This is a genomic window from Hymenobacter sp., from assembly GCF_036387835.1.
Classification (GTDB): Bacteria; Bacteroidota; Bacteroidia; order Cytophagales; family Hymenobacteraceae; genus Hymenobacter.
Genome location: NZ_DASVSY010000030.1, coordinates 79,011 through 90,603 on the forward strand (window position 1 = coordinate 79,011; position 11,593 = coordinate 90,603).

At 57.5% G+C, this 11,593-nt stretch carries 9 protein-coding genes; 3 read left to right on the forward strand and 6 right to left on the reverse strand.

Annotated features, from left to right (window positions below; all coding sequences use genetic code 11):
• The first annotated feature begins 110 nt into the window (after positions 1-110).
• Together treF and eutC are read left to right on the forward strand one after the other, a co-directional pair.
• Positions 111-1,697: an alpha,alpha-trehalase TreF gene (gene treF, locus VF639_RS06250; RefSeq protein ID WP_331145029.1), complete on the forward strand. Its 1,587-nt coding sequence runs from the start codon at positions 111-113 to the stop codon at positions 1,695-1,697.
• Between the two features lie 151 nt (positions 1,698-1,848).
• A complete protein-coding gene (eutC, locus tag VF639_RS06255; protein WP_331145030.1) occupies positions 1,849-2,622 on the forward strand; it encodes an ethanolamine ammonia-lyase subunit EutC in 774 nt (257 codons plus the stop codon).
• 164 nt (positions 2,623-2,786) lie between these two features.
• On the opposite strand, the gene VF639_RS06260 is transcribed toward eutC, so the two are convergent.
• Positions 2,787-3,632 (reverse strand): hypothetical protein, encoded by an 846-nt coding sequence (locus tag VF639_RS06260; protein ID WP_331145031.1) that lies wholly within the window; start codon positions 3,630-3,632, stop codon positions 2,787-2,789.
• 465 nt (positions 3,633-4,097) lie between these two features.
• Between VF639_RS06260 and VF639_RS06265 the strand changes: the two genes are divergently transcribed.
• Positions 4,098-5,570: a pectate lyase family protein gene (locus VF639_RS06265; protein ID WP_331145032.1), complete on the forward strand. Its 1,473-nt coding sequence runs from the start codon at positions 4,098-4,100 to the stop codon at positions 5,568-5,570.
• 62 nt (positions 5,571-5,632) lie between these two features.
• On the opposite strand, the gene VF639_RS06270 is transcribed toward VF639_RS06265, so the two are convergent.
• The 5 genes from VF639_RS06270 to VF639_RS06290 all read right to left on the reverse strand — a co-directional run bounded on the left by VF639_RS06270 (position 5,633) and on the right by VF639_RS06290 (position 11,424).
• Positions 5,633-6,202, reverse strand: coding sequence for a pseudouridine synthase (locus tag VF639_RS06270; protein WP_331145033.1), 570 nt, complete (start codon positions 6,200-6,202; stop codon positions 5,633-5,635).
• A 210-nt stretch (positions 6,203-6,412) separates the two neighbouring features.
• A complete protein-coding gene (locus tag VF639_RS06275) occupies positions 6,413-7,750 on the reverse strand; it encodes a serine hydrolase domain-containing protein (RefSeq protein ID WP_331145034.1) in 1,338 nt (445 codons plus the stop codon).
• Positions 7,751-8,138: 388 nt separating this feature from the next.
• Positions 8,139-8,945, reverse strand: a complete 807-nt coding sequence (locus tag VF639_RS06280) for a hypothetical protein (RefSeq protein WP_331145035.1) — start codon at positions 8,943-8,945, stop codon at positions 8,139-8,141.
• Between the two features lie 79 nt (positions 8,946-9,024).
• Entirely contained in the window at positions 9,025-9,684 is a 660-nt protein-coding gene (locus tag VF639_RS06285) for a head GIN domain-containing protein (protein WP_331145036.1), read from the reverse strand.
• Between the two features lie 567 nt (positions 9,685-10,251).
• Positions 10,252-11,424, reverse strand: coding sequence for an MFS transporter (locus tag VF639_RS06290; RefSeq protein ID WP_331145037.1), 1,173 nt, complete (start codon positions 11,422-11,424; stop codon positions 10,252-10,254).
• Between the last annotated feature and the right edge of the window lie 169 nt (positions 11,425-11,593).

The following is an 11,593-nucleotide window of genomic DNA, read 5'->3' on the forward strand; positions in this document are numbered from 1 at the left end:
GTTGTTCCTTAGGTACCCGTTTGTTGCTGCGCCCAACAAGTTCAACCTGGTTCCGGCTGCCCGCCGCTCCGCTTCGTAGGCGCAGTTACCCCACCATTCCCCCCTGTGCCGTGCGAAACCTATTGCTGATTTGCTACTGCTGTTGCTGCATCTGTTTGCAGGCCGCCGCCCAACTGCCGCCCACTCCCCGGCAGCTTTATCCTGGCTTGTTTGAGGCGGTGCAGCTAGGCCGCATATTCCCCGACAATAAAACGTTTGTGGATATGGTGCCCCGCCGCGATACGCCCGCCCGCATTGTGGCCGACTATGAGCAGCAACGCACTCAACCAGGCTTCAACCTGACCACCTTCGTAAAGGCCCGTTTCCAGCTGCCCACCACCGATACCACCACCTACCGCAGCAACATAGCAACCGGCTTGCGCCTGCACCTCGATACCCTGTGGCGGGTGCTCCAACGACGCCCCCTCGATTCGGTGTCCCGTTATTCGTCGTTGCTGCTGCTGCCGCGGCCGTATCTGGTGCCGGGCGGCCGGTTCCGGGAGGTGTACTACTGGGACTCGTACTTCACCATGCTCGGCTTGCGCGAAGCCCACCGGACGGTCCTGATCCGCAACATGACCGACAACTTCGCTTACCTGCTCAACCGCTACGGCTTCATCCCGAACGGCAACCGCACCTACTACCTGACCCGTTCGCAGCCCCCGTTTTTCTCGCTCATGGTGCAGCTGCTGGCCCAGGAGCAGGGCGATTCGGTGCTGGTGCGCTACCAGCCGCAGCTGCTGCGCGAGTACGCCTACTGGATGGCGGGCGCCGACTCGCTGGCGCCCGGCAACGCCACGCGCCGCGTGATGCGGATGCCCGGCGGCGAGCTGCTGAACCGGTACTGGGACGAAAGCACCGAGCCGCGCGAAGAGTCGTATGGCATTGATGTGGACGCGGCTCGCAAAACCACCCGCCCCCCCTCCCAGTTCTACCGCGACGTTCGGGCCGCGGCGGCCTCTGGCTGGGACTTCAGTACCCGCTGGTTTGGCGCCGACGGTACGCTGGGCTCGATCCGCACCACCGAGTTGGTGCCCGTCGATTTGAATTGCTTGCTGCTGGCGCTGGAAGAAACGCTGGCCCGCTCCTATAGCGCACAGGGCCAGAGCACGGCCGCCCGCACCTGGCAGCAAAAAGCAAAACAGCGTCGCAGTGCCATTCAGCGCTACCACTGGAACAAGGCCGTTGGCTGGTACACCGACTACGATTTCGCGCAGAAGCGCCCGGCGGCTATTCGCACGTTGGCGGGGGTATTTCCGCTGGCTTTTGGAGTGGCTACCCCGCGCCAGGCAAGCCAAATAGCCGCCGGCCTCAAAGCTGATTTCCTGAAAGATGGTGGACTGCTTACCACCCTCAACACCAGCGGCCAGCAGTGGGATGCCCCCAATGCCTGGGCGCCCTTGCAGTATATGGCCGTGCAGGGGCTCACTCGCTACAACCAAAAGCCCCTTGCCGATACCATTGCCGTCCGTTGGGTGCGCCTGAATACGCGCGTATTTCAGCAAACTGGTAAGCTGCTGGAGAAATACAACGTCACCAACACGCACCTTCCCGCCGGGGGCGGCGAGTACCCTCTCCAAGATGGCTTCGGCTGGACCAACGGAGTGCTACTTAACCTGCTCAACCGCTCTGCCCGCCCGCAATCCAACAACCAGTAGGTCAGGGAGCTGAGGCCTGTAGCACGTAGCGCTACGGGCCACACAGCCTAGCATACCAGGTTTTTTATTTTGTCTGCTGTCACTTTTAGAAATTTCAAGCAGTTCCTCTTCAATTCGATTGTCAAATAGTAGAAAATTGCTACTAGTCTCAATGGCCGAACTACCCGCGTCTCAGCAACCCGAAAATCCGGCTCCCGACCCGTGGGCGACGCTAAAAGCGCACACGGCTGCTCGCATAGCGCTGGGCCGAACCGGTACCAGCGTGCCTCTGCGCGAGGCGCTGGCTTTTCGGTTGGCCCACGCCCACGCCCGCGACGCTGTGTACTCGGCGCTGAATTCCAACAAGCTGCTCGCGGACTTAGCGCCCTTGCAGTTGCCGGTGCTGCAAGTCCACAGCAAAGCCCACGACCGCCAAGAGTATCTGCAGCGCCCCGACCTGGGCCGGCAACTACACGAAGAAGCTCATGCGCTGTTGAAAGAGCATGGTACGCAAGATGCTGATCTGGTTTTGATTCTAGCCGATGGCTTATCGGCCGAGGCGGTGAACGAGCATGCCGTGCCGTTGCTGCAACGCCTGCTGCCGAAGCTGCGGCAAGCCGGGTTTCGGGTGGCGCCGCTGGTGGTAGCCGCACAGGCCCGGGTGGCTATCGGTGATGAGATAGGCAAGCTGCTGCGGGCGCAGGTGGCCCTAATTCTGATTGGAGAGCGGCCCGGCCTCAGCTCCCCCGACAGCTTGGGCGCCTACTTCACGTACGGCCCCCGGCCCGGCCTCACCGACGAGGCGCGCAATTGCGTTTCCAACATTCGACCCGAAGGCCTCAACTACGATTTGGCCGCGGACCGGCTGTTTTTTCTGTTGAGCGAATCGCTCCGCCGGAAGCTGTCGGGAGTTCAGTTGAAAGACGACACGCAACTTTTAAGCTAGGCTATCCAAGGAGTGTAGCGCGAAAATCTGTTTCGCGCCGCGCCACGCGAGTATCCGATATTGCACCAACGCGTAGAAACCCGCTGCGCTCGTCGCGGAACAGGTTTCCCATGGTTTCTTGTGGTTTCTTATGGTTTCCTGTGGTTTCCGCACTACCTCGTGCCCTACTGCCGATTGTTGCCGCTCGTGGTTTTGTAGAGGTACCAGCCTTTGCTGATGGTCCTGACAACAATCAGCCGGTCGGGGTTCATCTTGGGTACCTCGGCGGCTTTAGGCTGGTAGAGGAGCCCAACGGTGTTGTCGATGCGGCCCCCGATGATAAACTTGATGCAAGAGTTGCAGTCGGTTTCTTGTTGGGTAACGCGACTGATGTAGAGCTTCCGGAGTAGGGGACGTATTTCCGGGTCAGTGTTAGCTGCTTCTTCGTTGTCGGCAGTGGTATCGGCAGGGAAGTACTTGCGCGCCTGTACTAAGCGCAGGGCTTTTTGGAAGTCGGCTTGGTGGTGCGTGAAGTGGTCGATGATGTCGGCGTCGGCCCCAATCCAGAGCTTGAGGTTGCCAACGGTGAAGTCGTGGTTGGCATCGGGGTGCTTCTGGTTGTACTGCGCTACTTCGGCGGGTGGCATGGCGGTCAGCAGCTTGAGCATGGGCGACCCCAACTGCGTCATCGACAAGCTGCGGATGGCTTGCAGTTTCCACGTATCATTTTCTTTGGCAAAATGCAGGTAGAAGTCGTTGCGGCTCACGGAGTCGCGCAGCTCTACGGCTACCACGGCGGTGCTGGCGCCTTGCTGCAGGAGCTGGCAGCTGCGTTGCAGGCGGGCCGGAATCTGTTGGCCGAGTGTTTGATTTTTGGCTTGCTGCTCGGCCTCGCAGCAGAGGTGCTCTTTCATTTCCGGCCAGCCATCAGTGTCCACAAATTCGCGGGCAATTTGCAGCGGCTCTAGTGGCCGATGGGCTGAGAGTGCCTGCGGCAATCCTAGTAAAAGGAAAAAGAGAAAATACTTCATCGAATAAGCCAAAACAACTGTCTGGTAGCCCACAAACGCAGCGGCTAACTTCCAAGGTAAGCAGAATGTTGGCATTGGCCTACCCCCTCAAATGGCTATATAGAGCCTTAAGAGCACCACTTCCAACGCACGTATTCAACACATTCCTACTGCTTGCCTCGCCAAAATCTGCGACAAAAAACTCCTGCTGCTGCTTCCGCTAACTGGCGTAAACTCGAACAGCAGGCCGCCCTTGCCATGTCACCCTGTTCTTCTGAACACGATAGGGCCGCTATTAACTCCCTAACCTGAAAATCTGACAAGCAAAGCGTTAATTGGCAACGTTGCCGACATCGATTGCGCAAAGAAATACGGGTTTTAGTGTCTTCTCAGTCCGGCATTTCAGTAATATCATGCTGCGCTTATAAGCCGGAATGCGGCTTGATGCTTGATTTATCTTCTTTTCTTGCTTGTTGATTGGTGTTCATGTTTCTTGATTCCAGGTTTCGCCAGCCATATCGGGCTTATTACTTATCTGCAGTAGCTCTGGGCTTAGGCGCGTTGGCAATTACGGGAGCGGGGCCGGAGGCTGCCTCGCCGCTGGCGTTTCCGGGGGCCGAGGGCGCCGGCCGCTTCACATCGGGCGGGCGCGGCACGGCCGCCATGCCAACTACCGTTTTCCAAGTCACTAATCTTAAGGACGATAACCAGCCCGGCAGTTTGCGCTACGCCCTCACTAAGCCAGCGGCGGCGCGCACCATTGTGTTTCGGGTGTCGGGTACCATACACTTGGCTTCGCCGCTTACCATCAGCAAGTCCAACACCACCATTGCCGGGCAAACGGCACCCGGCGATGGTATTTGTTTAACTGATTATCCGGTGGGGTTGAAGGCCAACAACGTTGTTATCCGGTTCATTCGCTTCCGCATGGGCGACAAAAACCAGAACCAAGGCCAAGTGCCCGGTGCAGGCGGCGACGACGCGTTTGGCGGGCTCCGAAATAGCCGCATCGTGGTGGACCATTGTACCATGAGCTGGTCGACGGACGAGTGCTTCTCGGTGTACGAGGGCGACAGTACCACCTTGCAGTGGAACCTGATCAGCGAGCCGCTCAACTACTCCTACCACTTCGAAACCGGCGACAAAGATTTCGAGCAGCACGGATTCGGGGGCATTTGGGGTGGGCAGCACGCCACCATGCACCACAACCTGTTTGCCAGCTGCAAAAACCGCACGCCCCGCTTCAATGGCAGCCGCTACACGCACTCAGCTGGTTACGAAAACGTGGATTTCCGCAACAACGTGCTCTACAATTGGGGCGAAAACAACGTGTACGCCGGCGAAGGCGGCAACTACAACATCGTCAACAACTACTACAAATACGGCCCGAGTACCAAAGACAACGTGAAGGCGCGGGTGCTGAATCCTTACAAAATTGAAAAAGGCGCCAACCCGCTGCCCTACGGCAAGTTCTACCTAAGCGGCAACTACGTGGACGCCAGCGCCGACGTGACCCGTCATAACTGGCGCGGCGTGGTCATGAACGACGGTACCGCCGCCGACACGCTGCAAGCCAAAGCCCCGGCGCCCTTCGACTTAGGCCCCGTCGCCACCCAAACTGCCGCTGAGGCCTACAAAGTGGTATTGCAGCACGCGGGAGCCAGCCTGCCCAAGCGCGACACCCTCGACCAGCGCATCATCCGCAACGTAGTCAACCGCACGGGCCGCATTATCGACGTGCAGGGCGGTTACCCGCACGGCACGCCCTACACGGTGTCGCAGAAAGCCTGGCCAGCCCTGGTTTCCAAACCCGCCCCCACCGATACCGACCACGACGGCATGCCCGACGCGTGGGAAACAAAGCAGCGCCTCAACCCCAAGGACCCCGCCGACCGGGCTAAGCTAGACGCCAGCGGCTACACCATGCTGGAATTGTATCTAAACAGCCTCGTATTTTAAGCCGCAAGCTTTTCGTTGAACGGTAGCTTGCAGCTTGAAACTTGTAGCTCATCACTTGCAATTCAGAGCGTGACTTCTCGCACCTCGCCGGGCGCTAAATCTGCCAGCCAGATGGTACCGACGCGCATGCGCACTAGGCGGAGCGTGGGGAAGCCGACGGCAGCCGTCATTTTGCGCACTTGCCGGTATTTGCCTTCCGTGACGGTGATGCTCACCCAACTGGTAGGGCCGTGCCGGTCGGAGCGGATGTGGCGGGTGCGGGGCGGCAGGTCGGGGGGAGCGGAGAGGCGGTAGGCGGCGCAAGGCAGCGTTTGATATTTGCCTTCGGAGAGGCCGATTTCCACGCCTTGCTGGAGTTGCGCCACGGCTTCGTCGGTGATAATACCGTCCACCTGGGCGTAGTACTCTTTCTCCACGTCTTTCCGCCGGATTAACTCACTCACACTGCCATCGGTGGTAAGCAGGAGCAGCCCTTCGCTGTGCTCATCGAGGCGCCCTATAGACATGGTACCGGGCGGAAAGTCGTGCAGCTCACCTAAGAAGCGCTTTTTACGGGCTTCACTAGGATTATTGCTGGTAAACTGGCTAAGGTAGCCGTAAGGCTTATGAACGAGGAAATGACGATGGAGCATGAGCAGGGCCAACAAGCCGACGTGGGTGTTTGGGCAGTCAGTGAAAAGTGATTTACGTTGAAAAAGTCCGTCATGCTTCGACTGCGCCTCCGGCTTCGCTCTGCATGACGGACTTTTCCGCGCATTTCAAGCAAAAACCGCCTTTGTGCAGCTAAGAGCCCAAAGGTACAAAAGCTGGCGCCTGGCACTAAATGGCGGTACGAGTTGGCCTTACTCCCTCGTAAACAGGAATGTACCGCCGCCTTGCTTGAGCAGCAGCTCCTGGCGCGCCGGCGCAAACTCCATCCGAACACCAGCTTGGTCGAACGTAAAAGCATCTTTGCCCGCTGGCGTGAGCTGAAACGCCGGCTGGCCAGTAGCCTGCGCCTGCAAGGCCGAGCCGTTGGCAGTTACCGTGATTTTCAGGGGCATCTTCAGGCTGGCGTAGGTGCCCGCGTACTGCGTAAGCTCGGCCGCCGAAAGCTTGATGGCAGCAGCTTTGAAGTCGGGGATGCGGTACGGGGCTCCGAAGTAGATACTTAGCGCCCCGAGCAGGATATCGTTCATCGGGTAGGCCAGGCCGTTGCTGCAAAACGCCACGGCTAGCTTGTCGTCGGGGAAATAGGCGAGCGAGCTGGAAAACTCGTCGATGCCGCCGTTGTGCCCGTAGGCGCGCTTGCTACCGAGCGGGAACTGCATCAGGCCGTAGCCGTAGCCATCGGTCATGGTTTTCATTTGGCTCAAGCTCTTTTCCGATACCAGCTTACCCGCAAACAGGGCCTCAATAAAACGAGCTAAATCGGCGGGAGTAGACACCACGGCACCGGCGCCACCGGGAATACTCATGTCGGTTTCGGTGGAGGGCTGCCAGTAGCCGGCAAACCGGTAAGAAGCGCTTTCGTGGCGTTTCGCATCGATTTTGCCGCCGTAGTAAGTGTCTTTCAGGTTGGCTTTGGCGGCAATGCGCTGCTGTAGCGCCTGGTTATAGGTGTGCTTGGTGATTTTCTCGATAATGTAGCCGAGCAGTACGTAGTTGGAGTTGCTGTACCCAAACCGGGCGTTCGGCTCGAAGTCGGGCTTGCTCTGCCCAATGAGCTTCACCATCTCGGCCTGCGTTTGGGGCTGCGTAAGGTAGGTCTGGTAGGTGGCGTCGGCGGTGAAATTGTGCAGGCCGCTGCGCTGGTTGAGCAGGTTGCCAATGGTGATGCGCTTAGCGTTGGGCAGCTCCGGGAAATACGTGGCCAGCGGCGTGGTCAAGGTCAGTTTGCCTTCGTCAATCAGCTGGAACGCCATAGTGGCCGTGAATACCTTCGACACCGAGCCCACCCGGTAGCGCGTGGCGGTGGTGGCCGGTGTTTTGGCGGTGGCACCAATAGCCTCGTACCCAATGGCCCGGCTGTACACCACCACGCCGTTCTGCGAGAGAGTCAGGCTGCCCATGGCCTTGTCGTTGGTGGCCAGCGCCGTAAACAGGCTGTCGAGCTTGGCTTTGTTGACGGTTTGGGCGGAGCTGCTGAAGCTTAGGCTGCAAAGCAGCAGCAAAAGACTGGTGTAGTTCTTCATGGGCATACCGTGGAAGTATTGAGAAGTAGATATTTAGAGTACTTATCGTTGGAGTTTCTGCTGCATTACAGCTTGTTCGTTCAAACTTCCAGGTTGCTAAGCAGCGCCTTCAAGAAACCGTCGCAACCCCAGGTTGCGGAGTAGCCGCGTAGTGGCTGAAGGTTTGTAGCCCTACGGTTCGAAGGACGTCCCGCGCCGCGTAGCGGTGCCAGACCAGCAGGCGCTTCTGGCACCGCTACGCGGCGCAGCGCCACGAACAGCACGGGTTTCTTGAAACCTTTAGCCGCGTAGCGGCTACTCCGCAACCTGGGTTTGCAACTAAACTGTGCTTGCTATTCCATTTCGTTGAAAGCTCGGGCTAAACTTCTAATCAAAAAGCCTAGTAGCTTTTTGATTAGAAGTTCGTCGGCTGCTGCAAGTGCTCCTGCCGCATCATTTCCATAGCATCTATAATGCTGAAGCTGTTGCTATCATACGTCAGGAACTTACCGGCGCCAATACCTCGTATCCGAGCAGCTAGCTCAAAATGACCGAAACGCTGCACCTGGTCCTTCCTATTCCACCAAAAGAAACTGGTTTTGTCTTTGTAGGAAGAATAGAAAACGACATTGCCACGGTCGAAGGTTAAAGCGTGGGCCCCTTCGAAGTCGCTAGGGGTTGGCTGCCGTGACAGGCGGTAATCGGTAAGCCTAAGTTCAAGCAAGGGAAAATCGGTATAGATGTAGGCCAGAATGCTATCCTTGCCCAACTTACATAGGCAGTAGCATTCCAGGATAAAGTCTTGCTGATTTGATCTAAAGCCAAAAACCTGTTGGCCCATAAAGTTGAATACCGCTATACCTTCTCCAGTAGGCGACCGTTCTCCCGCCGCCTGGTCGAAGTAGGAAATAACAATCTGGTTGGCTTGCACCAGCACATCGGCAATGTATTCGCCGGCATCAAAGGTTAGGAGCTTGCGGCCCGTATAGTCGAAAATGTGGCCGGTGTCTGATGCGCCTATCTGTTCTCCGATTATCAAGAACCGCTCGGCATCCAACTCCCTAATACAGCCATAGCGAAACTGGTGCGGTAGAGCCAACCGCCCGCCATTCCACCAGACTTCCATGTTGCTGAGCAGCGCAATAAAGTTGCCATATTCATCAGCATCCAGGTCCAGTATTTCAAGTTTGCCACAGTCGAGAGGATAGATAGTGATGGGCATAAGGCTACAAAACGAAAAAGCAGAAAGGCCGCCGTCAAGCTAGCACTTTCTGCTTCTGTGCAATTGAGGTAGGCAGCAATTACCGCTCACTGCGGGCGCGGCCTTTGTTGTGCACGTCGCTGGCGCCGGAGCTGCGCGAGGTAAGTTCCTCGTCTACATACACGTAGGCATCGGAGGCACCGCTGGCGTCCACGTCGGCTTTGTCGCTGCGGAGGTCGGAGGCGCGGTAGTCGCTGCTGCCGCTGATTTGTACTTGCTGGCGCTCCACGCGGCCGTCGAGGCGGATGTCGGAGGCGCCGCTGGCGTCGGTGCTGACGGAATTGGCGTTGAGGGTGAGCGTAACGTCGGAGGCGCCGCTGGCATTGATGCGGAAGTTGTTGGCCTTGATGGGCGTTTCGCCTTTCACGTCGCAGGCGCCGCTGACTTCAAGGGCTTCCAGCTTGGGCGTAGTGATATACACCTTCACCGATTTGCTACGCATCAGCTCACTCAAGGAAAACTTCTTATCCCGGTAAATCGTGAGCGTGTTGCCAGATACATCGGTTTTTATGTGTTCCAGTATTTCGGGTGCCGCATCCACTTTCACTTCGGTAGTGGAACCTTGGCGCAGATAGATGTTCAAGGCGCCGCTGGCTTTTACGTTTTCGAAAGTGCCGACGCGTCGCACTTGCTGCGCCTCCGAAGTAGAACAAGCAGACAAACCAACCAGCGACGATACGGCCAAGGCATTGAGAAGCATACTAGATTTCATCGGATTCAAGCTTACAAGTGAAACAAAGGCTTTTGCTCCTTCAGATGCGCAACACCGGCAAGGCGTTGCCTGCCACTGCATATATATTGATTTATAAATAGTTTGCAAAGCACTTATCCATGAAAAGCAGTGCAATAAGCCTGAAGCTCAGCCAGCTAACTTAATTTCTTCTGGTAGTAGCGTCCAGAGGCAATGGCGCAGGCTTCGCGCTACCGCCTCTGGACACCAACTTGAAAGCAACTGATTCACAAGTGAATTAGCTAACTCAAGTTGCGAGGTAGCCGCGTAGCGGCTTCAGGTTTGTAGTTTTAAATTCGTAAGACGAGACGTTCTGCGCCGCGTAGCGGTGCCAGACTGGCGGGCGTTTCTGGCACCGCTACGCGGCGCGGGTCCTCTTTCTGACTCCCTTTCTACAAACCTGAAGCTGCTACGCGGCTACCTCGCAACTTGAGTTAGCTATAAAAAGCACGTAGTCCCGGCCGTACGACGTTCATCTTTACAATGACGGTCGTACGGCCGGGACTACTTTGCGACCAACCAGCGCGTAATAGCAGCTTACGATACCTGCGCCTCAGGTTCCTGCACCCGCTGCACCAGGGCTACCACTACGGCCCCAAGTAGGGCAACTAACCCAAACGACCACCGCAAGCTGGCGGCCTTGGCCACAAAACCTACTACCGGCGGCACCACCAAAAAACCGAAATAGCCCACCATCGAAACGGCGGCAATGGCCGAGCCCGAACTCAGCGCCGATGTGCGGCCGGCCATGCTGAACACCATCGGAATCACGCACGAAACGCCAAGACCCACCAGCACAAAGCCGAGGCCCGCCACCAACGGCGCTGGAAATAGCGCCGCCAGAGTCAGGCCCGCCGTCATGAGTAAGCCACTGTAGTGCAGCATAGGCTTTACACCGTAGCGGTTGGCCAGCCAGTCGCCGCTGAAGCGGCCGGTGGTCATGGCCGCCATATACACGGCAAAACCGATGGTGGCGGTTTCCTTGGGCAACTGCACGGCCTTCTCGAAGTAAATACCACTCCAGTCGTACATGGTGCCCTCGCAGGCCATGGAGGCGAAGGCAATAATGCCGAATTTCAGCAGGGTTTTGTCGGGCCACGATAAGCCGGCCTTGCGCTTCTCCGGGTCGGGCGGGATGTCCAGGCTGTTCGGAAAGAAATACACGGCCACGGCCGTAAGCACCACGGCCACGGCCACAAAGTGGTACTTAGGTAGTATGCCGTTAACTACCAGGCGCGCGCCCACCGCCGCGGCAGCAAAGCCCGCCACACTCCACACCCCATGAAAGCGGGCAATAATCGACCGATCATAGAGTGCCTGCACCCCCACCGACTGCGCGTTGACGGAAATATTGAGCAGGTTGCGCGAAGAGCCGAAGCAAAACAGCAAGGCCACTAGCTGCCAGGTTTCCTGCGCAAAGCCCAACAAACCCAGCGCCACATTGTAAAGCACCGCGCCCACCAGCATGACCTGCCGGCTATTAAAGCGCTGCAGCAGCATACCAGTGACAGGCAGCGTCAGCATCAAGCCTATGGGCAAGGCCAGCAACACACCGCCAAGCTGCGCCTCATCGAGTTCTAGTTGGCGCTGAATAGTTGGAATTCGTGAAGCCCACGTGGCAAACCCGAAGCCGGACACAAAGAAATACAGCGCAACAGCCAGGCGTGCCCGTTGGGCCGTAGGGTTTTCCGATACTTCTGTTTTTATCATGCGATGCAGCCGGCTAGATTATAAAGCTACCAGCCGTTTGCTGCCTTTTAGTGATCAAGAAAAAGTAGTGCTACCGAGGCTGACCCAAAGTGGTTAAGGCAAAGTAGCGCGGAAATCCTGTGGCTTCCGTTCCGCGACGAGCAGCGCGAGTATCCGGAACCGCGCCATT

Excerpts from the sequence above, each read along its gene's own strand:
- eutC (WP_331145030.1), top strand. The coding sequence starts at position 1,849 with ATGGCCGAACTACCCGCGTCTCAGCAACCCGAAAATCCGGCTCCCGAC.
- VF639_RS06260 (WP_331145031.1), bottom strand. The coding sequence starts at position 3,632 with ATGAAGTATTTTCTCTTTTTCCTTTTACTAGGATTGCCGCAGGCACTC.
- VF639_RS06265 (WP_331145032.1), top strand. The coding sequence starts at position 4,098 with ATGTTTCTTGATTCCAGGTTTCGCCAGCCATATCGGGCTTATTACTTA.
- VF639_RS06270 (WP_331145033.1), bottom strand. The coding sequence starts at position 6,202 with ATGCTCCATCGTCATTTCCTCGTTCATAAGCCTTACGGCTACCTTAGC.
- VF639_RS06275 (WP_331145034.1), bottom strand. The coding sequence starts at position 7,750 with ATGCCCATGAAGAACTACACCAGTCTTTTGCTGCTGCTTTGCAGCCTA.
- VF639_RS06280 (WP_331145035.1), bottom strand. The coding sequence starts at position 8,945 with ATGCCCATCACTATCTATCCTCTCGACTGTGGCAAACTTGAAATACTG.
- VF639_RS06285 (WP_331145036.1), bottom strand. The coding sequence starts at position 9,684 with ATGCTTCTCAATGCCTTGGCCGTATCGTCGCTGGTTGGTTTGTCTGCT.
- VF639_RS06290 (WP_331145037.1), bottom strand. The coding sequence starts at position 11,424 with ATGATAAAAACAGAAGTATCGGAAAACCCTACGGCCCAACGGGCACGC.